The sequence below is a fragment of the Sphaerotilus sp. FB-3 genome, from assembly GCF_023706025.1.
Lineage (GTDB): Bacteria > Pseudomonadota > Gammaproteobacteria > Burkholderiales > Burkholderiaceae_C > Sphaerotilus > Sphaerotilus sulfidivorans.
Genome location: NZ_BQWE01000057.1, coordinates 256,309 through 280,959 on the forward strand (window position 1 = coordinate 256,309; position 24,651 = coordinate 280,959).

Annotated in this window: 14 protein-coding genes; 3 read left to right on the top strand and 11 right to left on the bottom strand. The window is 72.4% G+C overall.

Annotated features, from left to right (window positions below; translation table 11 throughout):
• Positions 1-35 precede the first annotated feature (35 nt).
• Positions 36-971, top strand: coding sequence for an adenylate/guanylate cyclase domain-containing protein (locus NFT33_RS17790; protein ID WP_180692772.1), 936 nt, complete (start codon positions 36-38; stop codon positions 969-971).
• Positions 972-992: 21 nt separating this feature from the next.
• On the opposite strand, the gene NFT33_RS17795 is transcribed toward NFT33_RS17790, so the two are convergent.
• The 7 genes from NFT33_RS17795 to NFT33_RS17825 form a co-directional block, all read right to left on the bottom strand.
• On the bottom strand, positions 993-2,531 hold the full coding sequence (locus NFT33_RS17795; RefSeq protein ID WP_251677340.1) for a sensor domain-containing diguanylate cyclase: 1,539 nt from the start codon (positions 2,529-2,531) through the stop codon (positions 993-995).
• A 62-nt stretch (positions 2,532-2,593) separates the two neighbouring features.
• A complete protein-coding gene (locus NFT33_RS17800) occupies positions 2,594-11,761 on the bottom strand; it encodes a putative Ig domain-containing protein (protein WP_251677342.1) in 9,168 nt (3,055 codons plus the stop codon).
• Between the two features lie 18 nt (positions 11,762-11,779).
• Positions 11,780-12,637 carry an efflux RND transporter periplasmic adaptor subunit gene (locus NFT33_RS17805; protein WP_220784827.1) on the bottom strand — a complete coding sequence of 286 codons (858 nt, stop codon included), beginning with the start codon at positions 12,635-12,637 and terminating at the stop codon, positions 11,780-11,782.
• A 43-nt stretch (positions 12,638-12,680) separates the two neighbouring features.
• Positions 12,681-14,618 carry a preprotein translocase subunit SecA gene (locus NFT33_RS17810; protein WP_220784829.1) on the bottom strand — a complete coding sequence of 646 codons (1,938 nt, stop codon included), beginning with the start codon at positions 14,616-14,618 and terminating at the stop codon, positions 12,681-12,683.
• Positions 14,619-14,625: 7 nt separating this feature from the next.
• Positions 14,626-16,797, bottom strand: coding sequence for a hypothetical protein (locus NFT33_RS17815; protein ID WP_251677344.1), 2,172 nt, complete (start codon positions 16,795-16,797; stop codon positions 14,626-14,628).
• A 14-nt stretch (positions 16,798-16,811) separates the two neighbouring features.
• The gene (locus NFT33_RS17820) at positions 16,812-18,164 is read right to left on the bottom strand and encodes a GAF domain-containing protein (RefSeq protein WP_220784832.1); all 1,353 of its coding nucleotides are present in this window, start codon (positions 18,162-18,164) and stop codon (positions 16,812-16,814) included.
• A 133-nt stretch (positions 18,165-18,297) separates the two neighbouring features.
• On the bottom strand, positions 18,298-19,080 hold the full coding sequence (locus tag NFT33_RS17825) for an HAD family hydrolase (protein WP_251677346.1): 783 nt from the start codon (positions 19,078-19,080) through the stop codon (positions 18,298-18,300).
• 41 nt (positions 19,081-19,121) lie between these two features.
• On the opposite strand from NFT33_RS17825, the gene hemH reads away from it, so the two are divergent.
• Together hemH and NFT33_RS17835 are read left to right on the top strand one after the other, a co-directional pair.
• Positions 19,122-20,219, top strand: a complete 1,098-nt coding sequence (gene hemH / locus NFT33_RS17830) for a ferrochelatase (protein WP_251677348.1) — start codon at positions 19,122-19,124, stop codon at positions 20,217-20,219.
• 74 nt (positions 20,220-20,293) lie between these two features.
• On the top strand, positions 20,294-20,707 hold the full coding sequence (locus NFT33_RS17835; protein WP_251677350.1) for a hypothetical protein: 414 nt from the start codon (positions 20,294-20,296) through the stop codon (positions 20,705-20,707).
• 33 nt (positions 20,708-20,740) lie between these two features.
• Here the strand turns inward: NFT33_RS17835 and NFT33_RS17840 are convergent, their stop codons facing one another.
• The 4 genes from NFT33_RS17840 to NFT33_RS17855 all read right to left on the bottom strand — a co-directional run bounded on the left by NFT33_RS17840 (position 20,741) and on the right by NFT33_RS17855 (position 24,643).
• Positions 20,741-21,505: a PIN domain-containing protein gene (locus tag NFT33_RS17840; RefSeq protein ID WP_251677352.1), complete on the bottom strand. Its 765-nt coding sequence runs from the start codon at positions 21,503-21,505 to the stop codon at positions 20,741-20,743.
• Between the two features lie 120 nt (positions 21,506-21,625).
• Entirely contained in the window at positions 21,626-23,122 is a 1,497-nt protein-coding gene (locus NFT33_RS17845; protein ID WP_149502978.1) for a tripartite tricarboxylate transporter permease, read from the bottom strand.
• A 1-nt stretch (position 23,123) separates the two neighbouring features.
• A complete protein-coding gene (locus tag NFT33_RS17850) occupies positions 23,124-23,612 on the bottom strand; it encodes a tripartite tricarboxylate transporter TctB family protein (protein WP_246606973.1) in 489 nt (162 codons plus the stop codon).
• Between the two features lie 68 nt (positions 23,613-23,680).
• A complete protein-coding gene (locus NFT33_RS17855; protein ID WP_251677354.1) occupies positions 23,681-24,643 on the bottom strand; it encodes a tripartite tricarboxylate transporter substrate binding protein in 963 nt (320 codons plus the stop codon).
• Positions 24,644-24,651: the final 8 nt, after the last annotated feature.

Consider the following 24,651-nt stretch of genomic DNA (forward strand, 5'->3'; position numbering starts at 1 on the left):
CACTGCATCACGGAATGCCGGGGTAAACTGAAGCCATGTCGCAGACCGTCACTTGCACCATTCTCTTTGCCGATCTGCGCGGCAGCACCTCCCTGTACGAGAGCCTGGGCAATGCCGAGGCGGCGACGGTCGTCACCCACAGCGTGGCGGTGGTCGCCCGCATCATGGAGGGCCAGGGCGGTCGCGTGATCAAGACGCTGGGCGATGGCCTGATGGCCATGTTCCCCCACCCGGCCGGTGCCGTGCGTGCGGCCGAGGAAGTCCACGACTCGCTCGACCGGGTGATGGGCTCGGCGCGGCCGTCGCGCAGCCCGGTCATGCGGGTGCAGATCGCGATGGCGCACGGCGAGGTCATCGAGGTGGCGGGCGACTGCTTCGGCGATGCGGTCAATGTCTCTGCCCGGCTGCTCGACCACGCCGGCGACAACGAGACGCTGATCACCTCGCAGACGCTGGCGGTGCTGGCGCCCGACGTGCGCGAGCGCTTTCGCCGGCTCGAGCGGCTTCACCTGCGCGGGCGGGTCGAGCCGGTCGAGGTCTGGCGCTTCGAGAGCAAGCGCTCCGGCCCCGACCCGATGTCGACGATGTTCGGCGACACCGCGCCGGCCACCGTGCCCGAAGGCATCCGGCTGGTCTGCGAGGGAGTCTCGCGCATCCACACGGTGCGCAACCTGCCGGTCATCATCGGCCGCAGCCACGAGGCGGCCTACTGCCTCGACGACAGCCGTGTCTCGCGGGTGCATGCCCGCATCGAGTGGCACAGCGGCAACTTCCAGCTCACCGACCTGAGCTCCAACGGCACCTATGTGCGCTTCGGCCGCCAGTCCGAGGTGGTCACGCTGCGCCGTGGCGCCTGCACGCTGCACGGTCGCGGGCTGATCTGCCTGGGCGTCAGCCCCAACATCATCAACGCGCCGACCGTCAGCTTCGAGGTCCTGCGCTTCGACGACACCGATCCGCTGCCGCTCTGAGCCGGCGCCGGACGGCACGGCTCAGGCCGGCTCGGCCACCTTCTCCTCGTGCAGCGTGCAGCGGTTGCGGCCGTTGCGCTTGGACTGGTAGAGCGCCTGGTCGGCCTGGTCGATCAGCGCCTCCAGCCCGACGCGGGTCGAGCGGGTCACCGCGACGCCGAAGCTCGAGGTGATCGTCAGCCGCGGATCATGGTCGATGCCGTCGCCGGCGGTGTCCTGCACCAGGCGGCGCAGCGTGTCGGCGATCGCCAGCGCGACCGCCTCCTCGCAGTCCGGCAGCAGCACGCAGAACTCCTCGCCACCGTAGCGGCAGACCAGATCGGCCTCGCGCGCGCTGCCGTTGTAGATGCCGGCGACCGCCTTGATGACCTCGTCGCCGATCGCGTGGCCGTAGCGGTCGTTGAAGCTCTTGAAGTGGTCGATGTCGCACATCACCGCAGCGACCGGCCGGCCCTCGAGGTTGCAGCGCTCCTTCAGCGCGCCGGCCTGCTCGAAGAAGGCGCGCCGGTTCAGGCAGCCGGTCATCGGATCGCGGGTGGCCAGGCGGAACAGCTCCTCGTTCTTCAGACGGATCTGCTCGTGCGCGCCCTGCAGGTCCTTGAGCGCACGCGAGAGCTGCTCGTGCGCGCGCTCCAGCGAGGTCTGGTCGGCCAGCACCACCAGGCAGCCCTCGGCGCCCTTGCGGCGGCGCAGCCGGCGCTCGACCGGGTTGTCCAGCTCCGGCCCGAGCGGAGCGCAGCTCACGAGCAGGATGCGCGCCCGGCTGCCCTCGCCGATCACCATGCGGATGCGCTCGACGCCCACCGCGTTTTCCAGTGCCATGCGCCAGGGCAGCGGGCGGGACGGATCGTCCTGGCGCATCGAGGCGAAGACCGCGATGTCCTCGATCTGCCGGCCGATCGAGACATCGCGCCGGCCGGTGATCTGCGCCACCGCCTCGTTGACCAGCAGGATGCGGCCGTGCTCGTCCAGGATCATCACGCCCTCGGTCAGCGAGTTGTAGGCCGTGCGCACCCGGCCCGGCACGGTGCCGCTCGGATCGAGCTGGTTCAGTACCCGGCCCAGATACAGGCGCAGCAGCACCGTCATGCCCAGGAAGCACAGCAGCGGCCACAGCGTGCTGAGGCTCAGCAGCCGCTGCGGCCAGCCCTCGCCGGGGATCGGCTGCCACTGCAGCTCCAGCGCACCCCAGTCACGGCCCTGCAGCTGCACCGGCACCGCCAGATGCATGCGGCCGGCATCGCCCGCGGGCTGCAGGATGCCACTGCCGGCCACCGGCTCGGCACCGGTCGGTCGCAGCACGATGGCCAGCGCCTGCGTCTCGCGGCGCCGGAAGGCATCGAGCATCTGCTGCACCTCGCGCTCGCCCAGCCGGGTGGCCGCCACCATCAGCTGATCGGCCAGGACCTGGCTGACCGCCCGACGTCGGTCCGCCTCGCGGGCGGCCGGATCGGCCACCAGGCCGAACAGGGCATCGATCGTCACCAGGCACAGCACCACCAGCGCAGCCAGGCCGACGGCGATGCGGCTGATGGTGTCGAACGGCCTCAGGCGGGGCATCACGGCGCACTCTCCTGTCGCGGGCATCGGTCGGAAAAGGAAACGGACATGGTGTGACTCACTCAGCCCTGGCGATCGAGCAGATCCTCGGCCAGGCCGGCGAGCTCGCCGGTCACGCCGGTGTCGCGCCAGCCTCGCCGGCCAGCCTCGGCGCCGGCCGTCTCGCGCCGGGCCGCCTGCAGCACCGGCAGCGGATCCAGCCGCCACCAGACCGGCGAGGCAAAGGCCAGACTGGCGGCCAGCCCCCCGGCCCGGACGGCCCAGAACAGCGCGCCGGCACTCATCACCACCGCGCCGGTGCGGGCCACCGTGCCGCTCTGCCATTCGCGCTGCAGCAGGTTCTCCGGCTCGTCGGTCCCGGCTGATCGGGCGGTCTCGCCGCTGGCCGTCTGCGTGCCGCCGACACCCTCGCTGACCGGGCGGATCAGGGCCGTCGCCTCGAAGCCGGCCAGATCCAGAACCACATCCAGCAGCACCAGCAGGTCGCTGTCAGGCAGGCGCATCAGGTCCACGGAGAAGCCGACCTCGCCGCGCAGCGCGCCCGGACGTGCGGCCTGCGTCTCCGACGCCGACAGCGTGGCGAAGCGGCGCAGCGCGTCGACCCAGCCCGCCATCAGGTCACCGGCCACCAGCTCGGCCGCACCGGCACCGCCGCCCTCGCGCGCGGCCAGCCCGCGCAGCACCGCCGCGCGCACGATCTCCTGGCTGGCCTGCGCCTGCTGCGTGCGCTCGCGCATCGGGTCGGCAGGCTCGATGCCGGACACGACAAGCGCCGACGAGGCCGGCATCCGGTCCGGCGGCGGCTCGGTCGGCATCGATCCGGCATCGAAGCCGCGCTCGCGCACCGCGATCTCGATGCTCATGACGCCGGATTCATTGCGCCCGTCCGACAGCACCAGGCTGAAGCGGGCCGCCAGCGAGTTCTCGTCATGCAGGAACACCACCCGACCCGCAGCCACATCCGCCTGGGAGAAGGTCGTCAGCACCGAGTCGCCGCCCGCCGCCACGAAGCGGCCGTTCTCGACGGCGACGACCCGGTAGACCAGCACATCCGCCGCGCTGTCGACATCCTGTGCCCGCAGCAGGCTCTCGTCCAGGCGCAGGCGCATGCCCTGATCGACCTGCAGCAGCCCGATCTCGATCTCAGGCGCCTCGTCCACATCGGTGATGCGCAGCAGCAGCTGCTGCGTGGCGGCCTGGCGCCCGTCCGAGACCTCGATCAGCACCTCGTAGTGGTTGTCGCGGTCGGCATCCTGCGGCTGCTCGCGGTCGAGCAGGCCCAGCAGCCGCAGCTCGCCGCTGTCGGCATCGATCTCGAAGCGGGCGGCATCCGCCCCGCCCGCGATCCGCCACTGCAGCACCGACAGCGGCCGGTCGGCATCGCTGGCCTGCATGACCCTCTGCCAGGGACTGTTCTCGGAATGATCCAGCACGACCCGGGCCTGCCCGTCGCTCGAGACGATGCGCGGCGCCTCGTCGTCCACCGGCGTGATCACGATCTCCAGCCGCACCGGATCCGAGAGCGCCCCGGACGCATCGCGCACCCGCAGCTCCAGCCGATCGGACACGCTCTCGCTGCCGTCGTGCACATACCGGATCAGCCCATCGGCCAGATCCCCGGCACTGAAGCGGTCCACCGCCACGCCCGGCGCATCGACCCGCTCCAGCCGGCCGGCCGGCGCGCCGCCGACCCGCTCGAACACCAGCGAGCGTTCATCGTCATCGACATCCGCCGGCAGCAGGTCCGCCAGCGTCAGCACCTGATGCCCGCCCTCCTCCAGCGTCAGCGGCCCGCCAGCCTGCAAGATCGGCGCATCGTTGACGTTGGCGATCGTCAGCACGAAGGAATCGCTGGCCGCGGCGTTGCTGCCATCCTTGACCGTCACCGTGATCGTCAGCGCGCCGACATCGGCATTGGCCGGCGTGCCGCTGAAGATGCGCGTCGCGGCATTGAAGCTCAGCCAGCTCGGCAGCGTGCTCGTCGTGTAGCTCAGTGAATCGCCCGCATCGACATCGGCAAACGTCCCGGCCGGAAGCTGGAAGCTGAACGGCTGATCTTGCGTCGCGCTCTGGTCGGCGATCGGAGACGCCACCGTCGGCGCGTCGTTGACGTTGGCGATCGTCAGCACGAAGGAATCACTGGCCGCGGCGTTGCTCCCGTCCTTCGCCGTCACCGTGATCGTCAGCGCGCCGACGTCGGCATTGGCCGGCGTGCCGCTGAAGGTGCGTGTCGCGGCATCGAAGCTCAGCCAGCTCGGCAGCGTGCTCGTCGTGTAGCTCAGCGAGTCGCCCGCATCGACATCGACAAACGTCCCGGCCGGAAGCTGGAAGCTGAACGGCTGATCCTCGGTCGCGCTCTGGTCGGCGATTGGCGTGGCGACTGTCGGCGCGTCGTTGACGTTCGTCACCGTCAACACGAATGAATCGGTGGCCGTGGCGTTGCTTCCATCCTTCGCCGTCACCGTGATCGTCAGCGCGCCGACATCGGCATTGGCCGGCGTGCCGCTGAAGGTGCGTGTCGCGGCATTGAAGCTCAGCCAGCTCGGCAGCGTGCTGGTCGTGTAGCTCAGCGAGTCGCCCGCATCGACATCGGCAAACGTCCCAGCAGGGATCTGGAAGCTGAACGGCTGATCTTGCGTCGCGCTCTGGTCGACGATCGGAGACGCCACCGTCGGCGCGTCGTTCACGTTCGTCACCGTCAGCACGAAGGAATCGCTGGCCGTGGCGTTGCTCCCGTCCTTCGCCGTCACCGTGATCGTCAGCGCGCCGACATCGGCATTGACCGGTGTGCCGCTGAAGGTGCGCGTCGCGGCATTGAAGCTCAGCCAGCTCGGCAGCGCGCTCGTCGTGTAGCTCAGCGAGTCGCCCGCGTCGACATCCGCGAAGGTGCCCGAAGGGATCTGGAAGCTGAACGGCTGATCTTGCGTCGCGCTCTGGTCGGCGAGTGGTGTGGCGACTGTCGGTGCATCGTTGACGTTGGCGATCGTCAGCACGAAGGAATCGCTGGCCGTGGCGTTGCTGCCATCCTTCGCCGTCACCGTGATCGTCAGCGCGCCGACATCGGCATTGACCGGTGTGCCGCTGAAGGTGCGCGTCGCGGCATTGAAGCTCAGCCAGCTCGGCAGCGCACTCGTCGTATAGCTCAGCGAGTCGCCCGCGTCGACATCCGCGAAGGTGCCCGAAGGGATCTGGAAGCTGAACGGCTGATCTTGCGTCGCGCTCTGGTCGGCGAGTGGTGTGGCGACTGTCGGTGCATCGTTGACGTTGGCGATCGTCAGCACGAAGGAATCGCTGGCCGTGGCGTTGCTGCCATCCTTCGCCGTCACCGTGATCGTCAGCGCGCCGACATCGGCATTGACCGGTGTGCCGCTGAAGGTGCGCGTCGCGGCATTGAAGCTCAGCCAGCTCGGCAGCGTGCTCGTCGTGTAGCTCAGCGAGTCGCCCGCGTCGACATCGGCAAACGTCCCGGCAGGGATCTGGAAGCTGAAGGGCTGATCCTCGGTCGCGCTCTGGTCGGCGATTGGCGTGGCGACTGTCGGCGCATCGTTGACGGCCGAGAGCTGGATCGACCGGGTGGCAGCGGCGCTGGACAGGCCGGTGGTGTCGGTCACCGTGAAGCTCAGCGTGCGGCTGACGCCGCTCGGGCTGTCGCTGCTGTTGGCGTAGCTGACCGAGCGCAGCAGCGTGCGGTAATCGGCCAAGGCGGCGGTGCCGCTGAAGCTGAGCGTGCCGGTGGCAGCATTCCAGCTACCGCTGATGCCCGTCACCGCGGCCCAGCTCAGCACATCCTGCGCCGCCACATGGCCAGCGCTGATGACGACGCTGGCACCGCTGAGCTGGGTGCTGTCGGCGTCCGAGAGCGTCAGCGCCGGGTCGACCGCCACCGGTGCGGCGTTCTCGACATAGCTGGCGCCGCCGGCGCTGGTGCCGAGCACCGGGGCCTGGGGCACGGTGTAGGCGACCGTCAGATAAGGCCGAAGCATCGCATCGGCCGACTCGGAGGACGCAAAGGCCCAGGTGTCATCGGCGTCCGACACGATCGCCCAGCCGAAGTTGGGCGCGCCATCCACCCAGGCCTGGACGGCGGCGGCCAGGCCGGAAATGTTGATCCATCCCGACAGGCCGGCATCGATGGCGATGCCGCTGGCCTCGGCATCGCTGCCGTCGGCCTGGATGCCGTTGACCAGCGAAGCGTGGGTGGAGCTTTCGCTCCAGTCGATCTTCATCCGGTGCAGCGCCACGGTGTCGGCGGCATCGCGTTCGGTCACATACAGCGACAGCGTCGCCGAGGTGATGGTGGCACCTGCCGGAACCTGGCCGGCACCGTTGCCGATGATCTGGTCGAAGCGGATCAGCGCGGTCTGGCGTGGCGAACCCTCATCGGCGCGCACGGTGGTCGAGGTGCCGAAGGCGCTGCCGGGCACGCTGTCGTCGATGTAGGTGTCCTGCGTGCCGGCATAGCCGGCGCTGCCGTCGCGGAAGCGCAGCGCGCCGACCTCCACGATGACGCTGCCGGTGGTGGTCAGCGTGCCGCCGGAGCCGCTGCCACCGAGATCGCTGACCGAGAAGCCGATCGTCGCGCCGCCCTGATAGGCCGCCGACGGCGCGAAGCGCAGCCCGTCGAGCGCGGCGTTGATCGCGGCGGCGCTGCCGCTGAAGGTCATCGCCGTGTCGGCGCTGCCATCGCCGGCCGAGAAGCTCAGGCCGGTGGTGCCCGACAGCGTCAGCAGACCATGGCCATCGCTCGTCAGCGTGACCTGCAGCAGCGCCGCATCGGCATCGGCCACCTGCGGCGCCCGGCCCGAGGCGGAGTCGAGCACCAGCGGGGTGTCGACCGGGGTCGACTGCCGGCCCGGCAGGGCCAGCGTCGGCGCGTCGTTGACCGCGGTGATCGCCACCGTGACGCTGCCGGCGCCGGCCAGCGCGCCGCCGCTGCCCTGCGCGCCGGTGTTGCCGTCGGCCAGCGTCCAGGCGATCGTCACGCTGGCGGGCGGCGCGTCCGAGCTGTTCCAGTAGACGATGTGGCGCGCGAGCCGGTCAACGCGGTCCTGCGTGGCCTGTGCGCCGAAGCTGACCTGCATCTGGCCGCCGGTGAAGGTGTAGCTGCCGACCTGCACCCCGTCGACGAGGACCGCCGTGCCGCTGACGGTCACCACCAGCCCGTCGAAGGCGAGCTGGTCCTGGGCCTGCGCGCCGCCCTGGCGCGCCAGCGTCAGCGTCGCGCCGGCGTAGCTGCCGGCCTGGGCCAGATCGGCATCGTTCAGGCGCACGTCGGCATCGAGCACGACTGCGGTGGCGCCCTCGGTCCAGGCCACCGTGCCGCCCAGCGTCGCCGCCGCGCTGCCGACGCCCGGATCGAGCGAGCCGTCGGTCAGCAGCCCCAGCAGCAGCGGATCGCGCTGCGTACCATCGGACGACCAGCCCGCGGCCACCAGCCGGCCGTCCGGGCGCAGCGCCAGCGCACCGGCGCCGGAACTCGCGCCGATCGCCTGCTGGACGAGGCCGCCCTGGCCGAAAGCGGTGTCGAGCGAGCCGTCGGCCAGATGGCGCACCAGCGCGATCCGGCCCGAGCCGTCGTAGCCGGCCAGCACGATGCGGCCGCTGGCGTCGCGCACCATCGCCTGCACGATGTCCGCGCCGCCCAGGTCGGTCGTCACCCGGCCGTCGCCGGAAAAGCCGGTGTCGACGCTGCCGCTGGCCAGGTAGCGCAGCAGCGTGAAGTCGATGTCGCCGCCTGCCTGGGTCGAATAGCCGCCGGCGAGAATGCGGCCGTCGTCCTGCACCACCAGCGCGCGGATCATGTCGAAGCCGCCAGCCACGTCGGTGCGCACGATGCCGCCGCTGCCGAAGCCGGCATCCAGCGTGCCGTCGTCGTTCCAGCGCACCAGGGCATGATCGTTGCCGGCCGAGCCGCCGAGCAGGATGCGGCCGTCGGACTGGATCGCCAGCGCGCCGACCAGGTCGGCACCGAGGCCGGCATCGACCCAGGCATAGCCGTTGCCTCCGCCGAAGGCGGTGTCGAGCATGCCGTCGGCCGTCACCCGCGCGACCGCGGTCGCGCCGCTGACCGTGCCGCCCAGCACGATGCGCCCCTGCGCATCGATCGCCACCGCGCTGGCCTCGCAGAACTGGCTGACATCGCCCCACAGCGCGGTGCCGTCGCCGGAGAAGCTGCTGTCGAGGCTGCCGTCGGCCAGATAGCGCTGCACCAGCGCGTACTGCACGCCGCCGACCGTGGCCTGGCCGGCCACGACGATCGCGCCGTCGGCCTGCACCGCCATCGCCCAGACCTGGGCGGTGGTGCCGCCGAAGCTCGCGGCCGCGACCGTGACCCGGCCGCCGCTGCCGAAGGTGGTGTCGAGCGTGCCATCGGCCCGGTAGCGCATCAACAGCACATCCTGGCCGCCGCCGGCACCGGGCTGGTGGCCCGCGACGAGAATGCGACCGTCGTCCTGGATCTGCATCGTGCGGATCCAGTCGTCGCCGCCGCTGACCGGGGTGATGACCTGGCCGCTGGCGGCGACGAAGCCCGGCGCGGTGTTGGCGCGTGCGGCGACCGTGACCGGCACGGCCGCCTCTGAGGTGCTGCCGCTAGACACCCGGGTCGCCGTCGCAGTGACCGTCGCTCCGGCCGCCAGGCTGGCCTCGAGCAGCGCGTCGATGCTGGCGCGGCCGCCGGCATCCGACGTGACCGTGGTCTGGCCGAGGTAGACGCGCGCATCGCCCTGCCCGCCCGGATCGGCGAAGAACTCGATCCGGTACAGCGCCGAGGCCGCGCTGTCGAGCTGGCCGAGCACCTGCAGCGTGCCGGTGCCCAGGGTCGCGCTGCTCAGCAGCGGATGGTTCTGCAGGTCGTTGGCGCCGCTGTCGGCATCGAGCGAATCATTGCCGTCGAGCCCGCTCGCGCCGAGGTTGATGTCCTGGCCAGCATTCGAGTACAGCGTGTTGCGGCTGATCAGGTTGCCGCTGCCGGCGGTGGACAGCAGGTCGATGCCGTCGGTGTAGACGCCGCCCCGGCCGCTGAAGGCGACCGTGTTCTCGACGATCGACGACTGCGCCGCGCCGTTCTCGAGCAGGATGCCGTTCTGGACCGCGCCGAAGTTGGCGGTGCCGGCCAGATCGGTGCCGACGCGGTTGCCGCGGATCGTCGTGCCGGTCGAGTCGCCGTCGATCTCGATGCCGAACAGGCCAGCGCCGATGACCCAGTTGCCCTCGCCCGGCGCGGCACCGCCGATGCGGCTGCTGTCGCCGCCATCCAGGATGAAGATGCCGTCGCCGCCATTGCCCAGGACCGCGGTGCCATCGGCATTGCTGCCGATCCAGTTGCCCAGCACCGCGTTGCCGTCGCTGGCCTCGCCGATGATGCGCACGCCATCGCGCCCGTTGCCGCTGACGACATTGCGCAGGCCAGCACCCGCGCCACCGACGGTGTTGTCGCTGGCGCCGCCTTCCAGGCGAATGCCGTCGAAGGCATTGCCGACCGCGCTGCCGCCAGAAGCCGACAGGCCGACCTGATTGCCCAGAATCTGATTGGCGCTGGCCGATGGCCCCGACAGCACGATGCCGTCCAGGTTGCCAGAGACGATGTTGCCCGCACCACTGCCCGCACCGCCGAGGGTGTTGCCGGCCGATTGCACCAGGATGCCGTAGGGATTGGCCATCGCCGCGGTGCCGGTGCTGTCCAGACCGATCCAGTTGCCCTCGATCCGGTTGGCGGTGGAGCCACCTCCGATGTAGATGCCGACGCCGCTGTTGCCGGAAATGATGTTGCGGTCGGCCGTGCTGCTGCCGCCGATCCGGTTGCCGCTGGTGTTCCAGAGGTTGACGCCCTGCTGGTTGCCAGCGGCATTGCCGAACAGGTCCAGTCCGATCCGGTTGCCGGCGATCACATGGTTGCCGCTGCCCGAAATGTCGATGCCGTCCTGCGAGAAGTTCTGCAGCGCCAGGCCACGAAGGATGCTGCCGTCGGAGCCGGTGTAGAGCTGCAGCCCGTCCGCGCCTGCGCCGAGCAAGCGGCCGTCGATCGCCACCGTCGGCACGCCGCCGGACGAACCGTCGATCGTGATCCTGTCGGTGATCGGCGGCAGCATCGCGTTCAGCAGGATCGTGACCGGCACCCCGCCGTTGGCGAAGGTGATGGTGTCAGCCCCCGGGCTGGCATTGGCCGATTGGATCGCCCAGCGCAAGGTACCCACGGCGCCGTTGTCGCTGTCGCTGCTCACCACATACGCAGCCAGTCGCCCCTCCCAGCGCATCAGCGCTTCGTGCACGGGCGCGGCCAGACTCGTCTCGATGACACCGCGTGTGGCCTCCAGGTCCCAGTCGGCGCCGGCGGCGCTGCCGCCGGTGGCGTCGGTGCTGGCCGCCACGTCGGCGCCGGTCAGCGCCTGCAGCGCCTCGAGCAGCGCCTCGCCCTGCGAGCCCGCGCCGGTGTCGCAGCCGTAGAGCAGCAGATCGCCGTTCTCGGCCAGGGCCTGGCCCCAGGCGCGCAGCGCCGCCTCATGCCGTGCCAGCGTGCCCGCGTCGATCGCGTCGCCGCCGAAGGAGAACTGTCCGGCCGTGCCGTGGCCGACCAGATGCAGCGCCGCCAGCCCCTCCTGTCCGCCACGTGCAGCCAGCAGCTCGCCGATCTGGCTCAGGCCGTCGCGCGACGGATCGGTCACGATGACCTCGAGCGTGCGGGTGCTGTTCTCGTCCTGCCACCACAGGGCGGCCAGCGCCCCGGCGCCCTCGATGCGACCGTCGATGATGACCAGCTCGCGCCGCACGGCCAGCGTCCAGTCCTCGGCCGGGCCGGTCTCGACCGGGGCCTCCGCGGTGGCAACCGACTGCAGCGGCGACGATGCGACCTCCAGCACGCTGCGGCCCAGCCAGGCCCGCCCGTCGGCATCGGTCCAGGCAGCGATCAGTGCGGTCGGCTCGCCATCGTCGGTGGCCGCGGCGCGCAGCGCGGCGCCGTCCTCGTCGGGCTCGACCCAGCGCAGCTGCAGCGGCCGCGACGGATCCAAGGCCTGCGCCTCGGCCAGCAGGCGATCCCAGTCCTCGGCGCGGCGATCGACCAGCAGCCAGCGCGCGCCGCTGTCGGCCTGCGAGGAGGCCACGGTCGACGCCGACGCGACCTGGCGCACATCGGCCACCGGCAGCCCGCCCAGCAGCAGCGCCGCGTCGGCCGAGTACAGCAGACGCGGCTCGAGCTCCTCGAGGCCGGGACGCGGACCGCTGGGCAGCATGGAACAGACAGACCCGGCTCAGCGCAGCACCGCAGGCCGCAGGTCGCGCGTCGGCGTGGCGCCGGAGGTGCCGGACGCCGCCTTCGCATCGCCCCAGTCGGCGACGCAGCGCACGCCGGCGGGAATCGCATGCTCCGGATTGGGCAGCGTCAGCCGCGCGCGGAAGGTGCGGCTGGCCGCATCGACCACCCGGTCGACGCGCTCGACGGTGGCACTGCGCGTCGGTGCGCCGGGATAGTCGGGCTTGAGCGTGAGCGTGTCGCCCGCCTTGAGCCGGCCCATGTCGGCCAGCGGCAGCACCAGCTCGACCCGCAGCGGATCGAGCCGGGCGATGCGCAGGATCGGCTTGTCGTCGACCCGCTCGCCCGGATTCAGGAAGCGCTCGGTGACGATGCCATCGAGCGTGGCGGCCAGCTCGCGCTGCGCGAACTGGGTGCGTGCGGCCTCGGCGTCGCTGGCGGCGGCGCGCTGCTGCTCGCGCACCGCGTCGACGCGGCGCTGCGCCACCTCGGCCTCGGAGCGCGCCTGCTCCAGCGCGACCTCGGAGATGAAGTTCTGCCGGCGCAGATCCTCGGCGCGCGCGAGCTTGCTCAGCGCCAGGTCGGCGGCGGCACGGGCCGCGCGCAGCTCGGCCTGGACCTGCGAACGCGCGGTGGCCGCGCCCAGATTGGCACGCTCGACATCGCGGCGCAGCGTCGCCACCACCATGCCGCGGCGCACCGCGTCGCCGCGCTCGACCTCGACGCTGGCGATCACGCCGACCACCGGCGAGCCGATGTCGACCACCTGCGAGGGCTCGATCAGGCAGGCCAGCGGCGCGGCCGCCGCCAGACCGGACGCGCCCGCCAGGGCTGCAGCCAGCAACAGCGTCGTCATCGATGGCAGCTTGGGTAGATCAGGTGCATTCAGGTTCATCGCCTCACTCCTCCGGCCCGCTCCAGGCCATGCGCTCGGCCTGACGGCGGTCCTGTCGCTGCAGCGCATGGCGGGCCCGGATGCCGTCGAGCTCGTCCAGCCACTGGGCCAGCCGCCACAGCCGCTCGGTCAGGCGCGAGCCGGCCGGTCTGCCGACGAGGGTAATCGCCAGCCAGCGCGGCAAGCGCCGGAACAGCACGCCTTCCGCGCAGCTCAACAGGGTTTCTGCCGATCCCGGATCGCCCTGGCGGGCGCAGCGCCCGACCAGCTGACGCCAGGCGCGCCGACCGAAGTCGTCGGCGCAGGCCAGCACATGCAGGCCGCCCCGCCGGTGGACCGCCGGGTCGAGCGCGATGTCGGTGCCGCGCCCGGCGATCTGGGTGGCCACCGTGATGCGCCCAGGCCGACCGGCCCGCGCGATGACCTCATGCTCGAGCGCGCCCTGCAGCGCATGCAGCACCAGCGGCCGCAGCCCGCGCTCGCGCAGCAGCGCCGCGATCCGCTCCGATTCGGCCACCGAACCGGTGCCGATCAGCACCGCACGCCCGTCCTGCGCCAGGGCCTGCGCCCGCTCGCAGGCGGCCTGCCAGCGCTCGGACGCATCGGCGAACACCCGGATGCCGCCGAGCTGCAGCCGCGAGGGCCGGTGGCGCGGCAGCCTCAGCACCGGCGTGCCGAAGGCCAGCGCCAGATCCAGCCCGACCTCGGACAGCGTGCCGCTGAGACCGCCCAGCAGGTGATAGCGCGAGAACAGCCGCCGGTAGGTGAGCTGCGCCAGCGTCTGCTGCGCATCGGGCAGCGCCAGGCCCTCCTTGAGCGCCAGCAGCGCATGCAGGCCGCAGGACCAGCGCCGCTCCGGCGCGGCACGCCCGGTCAGCGCATCGACCAGCACCACCGCGCCGCCCTGCACCACATAGTCGCGGTCGCGCTGCAGCCGGTGCTGCGCGGTCAGCGCGCGCAGCAGGCCGTCCTCATGCCAGCGGCTGTCCGACCAGGGCCTCGGCAGACAGGCCGCCAGCGCCGGCAGCGCCTGCCGTCCGGCCGGGGTCAGCCTCACCGCTGCGCCATCGACCACGAACTCGATGCCCTGCCGCCAGCCACCGGCCTGCGCCAGCAGCTGACGCAGCACCGGCTCGGGCAGATCCTGAGGTGCAGCCGCGGCCAGCACCAGGGGCACGCGGGCCTCGTCGCAGAGCACGCTGTCGACCTCGTCGATCAGCGCCAGGCACAGGCCGCGCAGGCGCGGCGCCGTGCCGCTGCGCTGCACGCGGGCCTGCCAGGCCAGGCTGCCGTCGGGCCGGCCGAAGTCGACCCGGTCGCGCAGATGGTCGAAGGCCAGCTCGCGCGCGGGCGCATGCACGACATCGCAGGCATAGGCGGCGCGGCGCCCGGCCTCGTCGGTGCCGCTGGCGATCCAGCCGGAGCTCAGCCCGAGCGCCTGGTAGAGCGGCGCGAGCCGGCGGGCATCGCGCTCGGCCAGATAGTCGTTGGCGGTCAGCACATGGACCGGCACGCCGGCCAGCGCCGCACTGGCTGCAGCCAGGAAGGTGGCCACCGTCTTGCCCTCGCCGGTGGCCATCTCGACCAGGCTGCCCTGCAGCATCGCCCAGGCCGCGAGCATCTGCGGCGGATGCGGCATGAAGCCCAGCTCGCGCTGCACCAGCAGGCCGAGCCGGTGCAGCACCTCGGCCATCAGCACCGCCTCGAAGCCCTCGCCGCGCAGGCGGGCGCGCCACTGCGGCGCAGCCAGATCCTCGAGGGCCGCCGTCCCGCCGGCCAGCGCCTGCAAGCGGCGCAGGAACAGCGGTCGTGCGCGCTGCAGGCGCAGCCGCGTGCGCAGCGCCTGCCAGGGCGGCGGCGGCTCGCTGCGCAGCGGATAGGGGCCCCAGACCGGCCCCGGCCGGACCCGGGGCGGGCCACCGCCAGCGGGCGATGCACGCATCGCCCGCTCAGCCGCCCGCGGGCACGTCGACCGCCTCGCCGAAGCGGCCCAGCACCAGGCGCTGCAGCGCCTCCAGCAGCCGGCCGCCCAGCGGGCGCGGACCGTGGTCGAAGCGCACCTTCAGCCGGCCGCCCAGCCGGTCGGCCGCCAGCGCCGGCACCTCCACATCGATCACCGCCACCGGCGCGAGGGTGCGCAGCCCCTCCGCATCGGCCGGATCGACCTCGATGGCGCCGCCGCCGCTGCTGCCCAGCGCGCGCACCGGCAGCCGCAGCGCGGTCTGCGGCAGCACCCCGTCCCAGCGACCGGCCTGCGGCCGCGCGGGCGCCTCCAGCGCCAGCACCTCGACCGCCTGCACGCCGCGCATCAGGTCGGCCACCCGCTCCCCCGGCACCGCGACCCGGGCGATCAGCCGGTCGCCGGCCAGCACATGGCCCAGCACCTCGCCACGGCTGACGATGCGCCCGGCCACCAGCCGCTCCGGCGCGATCCAGCGCAGCTGCCCGGCGCGGCGGCTGGCACTGTCGAGCTGCGCCAGCCGCCGGGACAGCTCGTCTTCCTGCTGCTGCAGCGCCTGCGCACGGGCCTCGGCGCGCGCGGCGCCGGCCGGATGGCGGATCTGCTGCTGCAGCGCCTCGATCTCGAGCGCGATGCGCTGCGCGTGCACCTCGGCCCGCTCGACCTGCAGAGCCGGGCTGTGCAGGCGCAGCAGCGGCGCGCCGGACTCGACCCGCTGCCGGTCGGCCGCCTGCACCGCGACGATCTCGCCGTCGGCAGGCGCGCGCACCAGCGCCTCTTCCGGCATCCAGGCCACCGCCTCGGCCACGGTGGCATGCGGCAGCGGCAGCCACAGCAGCACCGCCAGCAGCGTCGCACCCGGCAGCAGCAGCTGCAGCGCCACCCGCAGCCGACGCCCGCCCAGCTCGGGCGCGCCGGCCAGCCAGCGCATCAGCTGCAGCAGCGGCCGCAGCAGCAGCGTCCAGCCCGAGAGCGCCGCCACCAGCAGCGCCAGCAGGGCCGACACTGGCGCCAGCCACAGCACGACCGACACCGCCACGCCCACGCCGAACAGCCAGGCCAGCGGCGCATGCAGCGCCAGCGCCAGGCGCTGCGCGCGGCCCGGCCGTGCCCGCTGCGGACGCGGCTGGCGCAGCAGCGCGCTGCGCAGCGCCTCCAGCCAGGCCGAACGGCTGCGCGAGGCCAGATTGGGCAGGTCGAGCAGGTCGGCCAGCACATGGTAGCCGTCCATGCGCACCAGCGGATTGGCATTGGCCAGCAAGGTCGATCCGGCCCCGACCAGCGCCAGGGTCAGCGCCAGATCGCGCACCGGCCCGGGCTGGAGCACCGACCAGGCCAGCACGCCGAGCGCCGCCAGCACCAGCTCGATCGCGATGCCGGCCAGCGCGACCGCCGCGCGCTCGCGCCGTCGCGCCAGACCGCTGGCCGCCGAGGCATCCACATACGGCGCCGGCAGCAGATAGATCACCGCGATGCCGACATGGCGCACCTCGGCACCGAAATGCCGCACCGCCAGCGCATGGCCCAGCTCGTGCAGCGCCTTCATCAGCGGATAGACCGCCCAGACGCTGGCCAGGAAGACCGGGCTGGCCAGGCGCTGGCGCACATCGGCCAGCAGCGCCGGCCCCTCCAGCAAGGCCTGGGCGGCGCCCAGCAGCACCAGCAGCAGCGCCGCCAGCAGCAGCAGCGGATGCGCCAGCAGCCGGCCGAGCGGATCCAGCCGCACCAGCCAGCGCCCCGGATCGCCCAGCGGCAGCCGCCAGGACAGCGGATTGATGCGGGCCTGGCGGTGGCGCCGCTCCTCGCGTTCCTGTCCGCGCAGCAGACCGGCCAGATCGGGCAGGCGATCGCACTGCAGCAGGCCCGCGGCATCGAGCCTCGACAGCCATTCGACGATCTCGTGCTGGGTCGGCGGCTGGCGGCCGTTCTCGCCCAGCCACTGCCACAGCTCGCCGATGCTGCGCCGGCCGTCGAAGCGGCCGACGAAGGCCCAGGCCGCCTCGTCGAGCAGATGGTGGCGGCCGGTGAGCGTGTCGGCCAGCAGATGGCGCGCCGCCTCGCCCTCGCCGCGGTGGCGCACCCGCACCGTCGGCCGCAGCCGCGGCACCAGGTCGGCGACCCGGTGCCACAGCGGGCTGTCGATCATCGCTGGAGGCTGCATCGCCGTGTGCCGCCTCAGCCCAGCAGCGTCCACCAGCCGATGCGCAGGCTGTCGGGCAGACGACCCAGCAGCGCCTGCAGCAGCAGCTGCCGCCCGGCACCGATCCGGGCCACGCCCTCGAAGCCGGGACGCAGGCCCGGTGCCGCACCGCTCAGCGCCGCCTCGACCTCGAAGCCGTTGCGCCCCTCGCGGGTCACCGCCACCGGCGTGACCCGGGTCACCGTCAGCGCCAGCGCCTGGCCGGGCCGGGCCGCCACCCGCAGCATGCCGGACGAGCCGACCCGCACCCGGGCGACATCGCGCTCGTCGACCCACAGCACCAGCCGGAAGCCTTCGGCCGGCGCCACCGTCATCAGCACCTCGCCGCGGCGCACCGGCGCGCCCACCGAGCGGCTCAGGTCGCCGTCGACCACCAGACCGTCCATCGGCGCCAGCACCCGGCTGCGCTCCTGATCCTCGCGGGCCTGCTCCAGGCGGGCCCGCGCCTCGTCGACCCGGGCCATCTGCACCACCAGCTGGGCCTGGTCATGACGGGCCAGCGCCTCGCTGACCGCGGTCTCGGCCTGGCTCAGGCTGGCCTCGGCGGCGCGCCGGGCCTGCCGGACCGCCTCGCCGTCGAGGTCGAGCAGCGGCTGGCCCTCGGCGATGCGCACACCCGGGCGCGCATGGACCACCGCGATGAAGCCATCGCGCGGCGCCACCAGCTGGCGCTCGTGCAGCCCGCGCACCTGCGCCGGCGCGACCACCTCGCGCTCGACCGGCAGCAGCGCCAGCGCGCTCAGCAGCGCCAGCGCGCCGATGGCCAGATGCGGACGCAGCGGCCGCAGCCAGGCCGGGCCGTCCGGCAGCGCATCCAGCGCCAGCCGCCGTCGCCCGGCCAGATGCAGCCGCAGCATCGGCGCCAGGAACTGCGCCGCCTGCTCCAGCCGAAGAATCTCCTCGGTGCGGAAGGGCGCGCCCAGGTCGCGCTGCAGCGTCAGCGCGCCGATCACCCGCCCGTCGAGCGCCAGCGGCACGCTGCAGACCGCGCAGGCCCCCAGCACCCGGCCGAGCTGCACATGCGCCAGCCCCGGATGCAGCGGCAGCGCCCGGCGCGAGGGATGGGTCAGCGTGCAGGCGCTGGCCGCGGCCTCCATCATCGCCGCGTGAAGATCGCGCACCAGCTCGCCGGCATCGGCCGGACGCACCAGGTCGGAGACCGCCAGCACCTCGATTTCCGAGCGGCTGCGCCGACGCAGGCCCAGCGCGACCCGGTCGCAGCGCAGGCTGGCGGCCAGATGCAGCACCAGCGCCCGCAGCGGGTCGGTGCCGCGCGGCGCCTGCAGAAAGGCCGCCAGCGTCTCCATCAGCCAGCCGGCGGCGGGCATGGGCAGAGGCAGCCCGTCCTGACCGTTCAGGTCTTTCGGGCCGTTCGGACGGAGAGGATGGGGAGCATTCACCGTCCGGTATTGAAGCGCTCCGGCGGCGCCGCGGTACCGCGATGAAAGCGGAAAAATCCGCTCAGACGCCCAGCAGGTCGGCCAGCCGCGCCAGATCGGGCACGGTCAGATGGTGCAGATGGTCGAGCGCATCCTGCGGCCGGCCGCTGGCCGGCCCGGGCCGGTGCGCGGCATCGCTGCGACGCACCCAGGCGCTGTGCAGCCCGGCCTGGCGGGCGCCCACCACATCCAGCGCCCAGTCGTCGCCGACATGCAGCACCTCGGCCGGCGACACCGCCAGCGCCGCGCAGGCCGCGGCGAAGATGCGCGCATCGGGCTTGGCCACGCCGCAGTCACGCGCGCTGATCACGCCGCGCAGGTGCGGCGTCAGCCCGGTGGCCTCCAGCCCGGCATTGCCGTTGGTCAGGCCGAAGAGCACGAAGCGCCGGCCCAGACGCACCAGCGCCTCGGCCACATCCTCGTACCAGGTCACCTGCTGGCGCGCGGCGAAGAAGACCTCGAAGGCCGGATCGGCCAACCCCGTGTCGTCGCCCGAGGCCGCGAGCGCCTCGCGCAGCGTGATGCGGCGCAGCTCGGTCAGGTCATGCGCCAGATCGGGCCGGCGCCGCGCCACCTCCTGGCGCAGTGCCACCATGCGCTCGACGCCGAAGGCCGCGGCGGTGGCCGGCGCCTGCGCGCGCAGCCAGTCGTGCAGCATCTGTTCGGCACGCACCAGCGTCGGCCCGACCGGCCAGAGCGTGTCGTCGAGATCGAGCGTGAGCACCCGGATCGGGCCGGCAGCGCCCGGCGGCAGGGAGGAGAAGGCTGGACAGTCGATCGACATCATGAACAGGGAAGACGGCACGGCCCCGCAGTGTCGCCGAGTGGGCGAGAATCCGCCCCGCCATGCGATATGCCCCCGAACCCGAACACCGTCACGGCCGTGCCACCCGCACCGGCGTGCTGCTCGTCAACCTCGGCACGCCGGATGCGCCGACCGCGCCGGCGGTGCGGCGCTACCTGGCGCAGTTCCTGTCCGACCCTCGGGTGGTCGAGATCCCGGCGGCGCTGTGGAAGCCGATCCTGCACGGCATCATCCTGCGGGTCAGGCCGGCGAAGTCGGCCGCCAAGTACGCCAGCATCTGGACGCCCGAAGGCTCGCCGCTGGCGGTCTGGACCCGTCGCCAGGCCGAGGAACTGCAGCGCCTGGCCGATGCCGCCGGCGAGGTGCTGACAGTGCGCCATGCGATGCGCTACGGCCAGCCCTCGATCGCCACCGGGCTCGACGCGCTGAAGGCCGAGGGCTGCGAGCGCATCCTGGTCGTGCCGATGTATCCGCAGTACTCCGGCACCACCACCGCCAGCGTGATGGACGACGTGCACCGCTGGCAGCTGGTGCAGCGCACGCTGCCCGAGATCCGCTGGGTGCGCCAGCATCATGACGAACCGGCCTACATCGACGCGCTGGCCGCACGGGTGCGCGACCACTGGGCGCGCGAGGGCCGCGGCGACCACCTGCTGCTGAGCTTCCACGGGGTTCCTGAGCGCACGCTGCACCTGGGCGACCCTTACCACTGCCAGTGCTACAAGACCCGGCGCCTGCTGGCCGAGCGCCTGGGCCTGACGGCGGATCAGGTCTCGCTGAGCTTCCAGAGCCGTTTCGGCAAGGCCAAGTGGCTCGAGCCCTACACCGAGCCGACGCTGCAGGCGCTGGCGAAGAAGGGCGTCAGGCACCTGCAGGTCTTCTGCCCCGGCTTCGCCGCCGACTGCCTGGAGACGCTCGAGGAAATCGCCATCGAGGGCTCGCATGTGTTCCTGCAGGCCGGCGGCCAGCGCTTCGAGCACATTCCCTGCCTGAACGACCATCCGGCATGGATCGCCGCGCTGCACGCGATCGTGCGGCGCCACAGCGCCGGCTGGCCGCTGCAGCCCGCGGAGCTGCCGCGCGCGGCCGAACGCGAGGCGCAGCGGCTGCAGGCACTGGCGCTGGGCGCAAAGCAGTAGGCGACAGCAGAGCCGCCCCGCGATCACGGGGCGTTCAGCCCTGCGGAAGAAACCTCTTCTTACAATCGCGGCCCATGCGCCGCCCCACCCTGCTGCCCTCGCTCGACTCGGCCCACTCGGCCCGCCGGATCGCCCCGATCTGTCTGACGCTGCTGCTGACGCTGCCGCTGACCGCCTGCCTGGAGCGAGAGGGCGAGCTGGCCCTGGCACCGGCCCCGATGCCGACATCGACCTCGACGCCGCTGAACACCGCACCGGGGCCGGACGTCGCGCGGCCGACCGGCTCCTTCGCACGCATCATCACCCTGGACGGCCTGCCGCCCCAGGCGCTGCGGCCGCAGGCCGGCGAGACCGATGCCGCCTCGACCGGCACCGAGCACCGTCCGCTGGCGGCTGCGGCCGGCGGCGGATGCAGCTGCGGTCTGCGCCACGCCCAGGCCGGCAGCGTCGGCCGCTGGCATCTGATCAGCGAAGAACAGCTGCCCTGACCGTTGTTCAGGCAGGCGGCGCAGAGGCGCGGCTCAGGCCACCGGCCCCTGCTCCGGCGTCTCGCCAGAGGATGAAGCCGAGGGCGCCGCTGCCGGCGGCGCCAGCAGCCAGGCCGGCAGCACCGGCACCGGCGAGCGCTGCGGCGGCGCGGCCTGCGGCTCGGCGGCTGTCTCGGTCTCGCCGCCGGCACGGCCTTCATCGAAGATCGAATCCAGCGCCTGCGCGATGTCGCGGAAGACCGACAGGTCCATGCCGGGCGCGCGCATCAGCGCAGGAGGCGCCGCGACCGGTGCTGGCGCGGCGGCCGGCGCCGGCTCGTCCTCCAGCGGCAGGGCCAGCTGGCGCAGCGCGCAGCCGGCGACCAGCTCGCGCACCGACTGCACCGCCACGCCGGCCTGCTGCGCCAGCGCCCGCCCGTCGGGCTGCGTGCTCAGCAGCGCCGCGCCGCGCAGCCGCGCCAGCACCACCAGCTGGCGCCGCTCCAGGCTGGCCGCCTTCAGGGCCACCGCCAGCGCGGCGCCCTCGCCGGCCAGCCGGGCCTGCTCGCGCGCGGCCCGCTCGTCGAAGGGCAGCACCTCGACCACCCGGTGCGCATGCAGCGTGCGCCAGGCGCCCTCGCCGGCCCGGCCGGTGTCGGTCAGCACCTCGGCCAGCACGGTGGCCGGCACCAGCAGCGTGCCGCGCTGCTGGTCGATCTGGTCCAGCCAGGCAGAACGGCTCGCCACCGGACGGTGCTCGGCATCGTCATGCTGGCCCAGCAGCCAGGTCAGGGCATCGGCGTCGGTGAGATAGCGCATCGGGATCATCGGTCGGAGCAGGCATGAATGCAGCAGGCCCGCACGGCGTGATGTCGTGCGGGCCTGCAGGGGCGTCATGGTAACGCCCCGGGAGAATCCACCGAAGCGGCGGCGCGGGAATCAGCCCTGGCGGCGCAGCATCTTCACCAGGCGCGGCAGCACCAGCACCGAGACGATCACCGCCAGCAGCGTGGCCGACATCGGCCGCTCGACCAGCACGCTCCAGCGGCCCTCGCCGATCGACAGCGCGTTGCGCAGCTGGGCTTCGGCCAGCGGGCCCAGGATCATGCCGACCACCACCGGTGCGGTCGGGAAGCCGAAGCGGCGCATCACCACGCCCAGCAGGCCGATCGCGAACATCAGGAACAGGTCGAACGCGCTCTGGCGCATGCCGTAGACCCCGACGGTGGCGAAGATCAGGATGCCCGCATAGAGCGGCGGCTTCGGAATGCGCAGCAGGCGCACCCACAGCCCGACCATCGGCAGGTTCAGGATCAGCAGCATCACGTTGCCGATGTACAGCGACGCGATCAGCGCCCAGACCAGCGCGGCATTGGTGTCGAAGAGCTGCGGACCCGGATTGATGCCGTAGTTCTGGAACGCGCCCAGCAGGATCGCGGTGGTGTTGGAGGTCGGAATGCCCAGCGTCAGCAGCGGGATCAGCGTCGCGGTGATCGCGGCGTTGTTCGCGGCCTCGGGGCCGGCCACGCCTTCGACCGCGCCGGTGGTGCCGAACTCTTCCTTGTGCTTGGAGAGCTTCTTCTCGGTCGCGTAGCTCAGGAAGGTCGGGATCTCGCTGCCGCCGGCCGGAATCGTGCCGAACGGGAAGCCGATGAAGGTCGCGCGCAGCCAGGCCGGCCAGGAGCGGCGCCACTCGTCGCGGGTCATGTGGACGCGGCTCATGCGGTTGTAGCTCTCGACCTCGCGGCCCTGGTAGAGCACCGCGTAGAGCACCTCGGCCACCGCGAACAGGCCGACCGCGACCAGCACCACCTCCAGGCCGTCCATCAGCTCGGGCACGCCGCCGGTGTAGCGCGCCTGGGCCGAGATCTGGTCGATGCCCACCAGGCCCATCGCCAGGCCCACGCCCAGCGCGGTCAGCCCGCGCAGCGTGCTCTGGCCGAGCACCGCGCTCACGGTGCAGAAGGCCAGCAGCATCAGCATGAAGTATTCGGGCGGGCCGAGCTTGACCGCATGCTCGGCCACCAGCGGCGCGAACATCGTCACCAGCACGGTGGCGATGGTGCCGGCGACGAAGGAGCCGATCGCCGCGGTGGCCAGCGCGGCGCCCGCGCGGCCGCTCTTGGCCATCTTGTTGCCTTCGAGCGCGGTCACCATCGAGCCGGCCTCGCCGGGCGTGTTGAGCAGGATCGAGGTGGTCGAGCCGCCGTACATCGCGCCGTAGTAGATGCCGGCGAAGAAGATCATCGAGGCGGTCGGATCCACCTTCAGCGTGATCGGCAGCAGCATCGCCACCGCGGTGGCCGGGCCGATGCCGGGCAGCACGCCCACCGCCGTGCCCAGCGTGCAGCCCACCAGGGCCCACAGCAGATTGACCGGCGTGCCGGCCGTCATGAAACCGTTCAGCAGCTGCTGCCAGAGATCGAGGTTGCCCATGTCAGATCCATCCCGTCTGGGTCAGGCCGGGAAGGCTGATCGCCAGGCCCTTGGTGAACATCCAGAAGACCGGCGAGGCGATCGCCAGCCCGACCAGCGCGTCGGTGATCCAGGCGCGTGCGCCGCCGACGGCGCTGCCCTGCGAGCGCCGGAAGCCCTGCACCGCCAGCAGGTAGCACAGCGCGCAGCTCAGGATGAAGCCGATCGTGGTGATCAGCGAGGCATTGAGCAGGATGCCGGCGGCGACCCAGACGAAGCTGCGCCAGTCGCCCTGCTCGGCACCGTCGACCTCGTCGAGATCGCGGAATCCTCCGGTCAGCGCCTCGCGCAGCATGAACACGCCGCACAGCCCCAGCAGCACGCTCACCACCCACGGCAGGAAATTCGGCCCGACGCCGGCATAGCCGGCATCGGCGGAGATCGACGCCGCCCCCCAGGCCAGCCATGCGGCCACGGCGAGCGTGCCCAGGCCGACCAGGACCTGCGGCATCGGAGAAACGGAAGCCGGCATCTGCCCGGCCGCGGGCGCAGACACGGGCCCGGAGGACGTCGCGCTCATCAGACCATTCCCGCCTTGACCATCGTGGCGCGCAGCGAGGCGAACTCGCGCTCGACGAACTCGTCGAAGGCCGGGCCGGCCAGCCAGGCGTCGGTCCAGCCGTTGCGCTCCATGGCCTCGGCCCAGGCCTTGGACTTGACCGCCTTCTGCAGCATCGCGGTCAGCGCCTTGCGCTGATCGGGCGTGATGCCGGGCGCGGCATAGACGCCGCGCCAGTTGCCGATCTCGACATCGAAGCCCTGCTCCTTCATCGTCGGGATGTTCGGGGCGTTCTTCAGGCGGGTGGCCGAGGTCACGCCGATCGGGCGCATCTTGCCGGACTCGATGTACTGCTGGAACTCGCTGTAGCCGCTGCCGCCGACCGAGACATTGCCGCCCAGGATGGCCGCGGTGGCCTCGCCGCCGCCGCGGAAGGGCACATAGTTGATCTTCGCCGCGTCCAGGCCGGTGGCGCGCGCCAGCATCGCCGCGGCGATGTGCTCGGTCGATCCGCGCGAGCCGCCGCCCCACTTGACGCTGCCCATGTCCTTCTTCATCGCCTCGACCACATCCTTCATCGACTTGAAGGGCGAGTCCGCCGGCACGACAAAGACGTTGTATTCGCTGGTCAGGCGCGCCACCGGGGTCGCCGCGGTCAGCGACACCGGCGGCTTGCCGGTGATGATGCCGCCGATCATCACCGCGCCCATCACCATCAGCGCGTTCGGATCGCCCTTGCTGGCGTTGACGAACTGCGCCAGACCGATCGCGCCCGCCGCACCGCCCTTGTTGTCGAACTGCACCGAGGCGGCCGCACCGGCATCCTGCAGCGCCTTGCCCAGCGCCCGGCCGGTGGTGTCCCAGCCGCCGCCCGGATTGGCGGGAATCATCATCTTCAGGTTGGCATTGGCCAGCGCGGGCAGCGGCAGCGCACCGGCAGCGGCCAGCGCGGCCAGCGACTTCAGGAAGGTGTCTCGACGCATGGGACCAG

Coding starts and splice junctions, on each gene's coding strand:
- NFT33_RS17790 (WP_180692772.1), top strand. CDS start 36: ATGTCGCAGACCGTCACTTGCACCATTCTCTTTGCCGATCTGCGCGGC.
- NFT33_RS17795 (WP_251677340.1), bottom strand. CDS start 2,531: ATGCCCCGCCTGAGGCCGTTCGACACCATCAGCCGCATCGCCGTCGGC.
- NFT33_RS17800 (WP_251677342.1), bottom strand. CDS start 11,761: ATGCTGCCCAGCGGTCCGCGTCCCGGCCTCGAGGAGCTCGAGCCGCGT.
- NFT33_RS17805 (WP_220784827.1), bottom strand. CDS start 12,637: ATGACGACGCTGTTGCTGGCTGCAGCCCTGGCGGGCGCGTCCGGTCTG.
- NFT33_RS17810 (WP_220784829.1), bottom strand. CDS start 14,618: ATGCGTGCATCGCCCGCTGGCGGTGGCCCGCCCCGGGTCCGGCCGGGG.
- NFT33_RS17815 (WP_251677344.1), bottom strand. CDS start 16,797: ATGCAGCCTCCAGCGATGATCGACAGCCCGCTGTGGCACCGGGTCGCC.
- NFT33_RS17820 (WP_220784832.1), bottom strand. CDS start 18,164: ATGCCCGCCGCCGGCTGGCTGATGGAGACGCTGGCGGCCTTTCTGCAG.
- hemH (WP_251677348.1), top strand. CDS start 19,122: ATGCGATATGCCCCCGAACCCGAACACCGTCACGGCCGTGCCACCCGC.
- NFT33_RS17835 (WP_251677350.1), top strand. CDS start 20,294: ATGCGCCGCCCCACCCTGCTGCCCTCGCTCGACTCGGCCCACTCGGCC.
- NFT33_RS17840 (WP_251677352.1), bottom strand. CDS start 21,505: ATGCGCTATCTCACCGACGCCGATGCCCTGACCTGGCTGCTGGGCCAG.
- NFT33_RS17845 (WP_149502978.1), bottom strand. CDS start 23,122: ATGGGCAACCTCGATCTCTGGCAGCAGCTGCTGAACGGTTTCATGACG.
- NFT33_RS17850 (WP_246606973.1), bottom strand. CDS start 23,612: ATGCCGCAGGTCCTGGTCGGCCTGGGCACGCTCGCCGTGGCCGCATGG.
- NFT33_RS17855 (WP_251677354.1), bottom strand. CDS start 24,643: ATGCGTCGAGACACCTTCCTGAAGTCGCTGGCCGCGCTGGCCGCTGCC.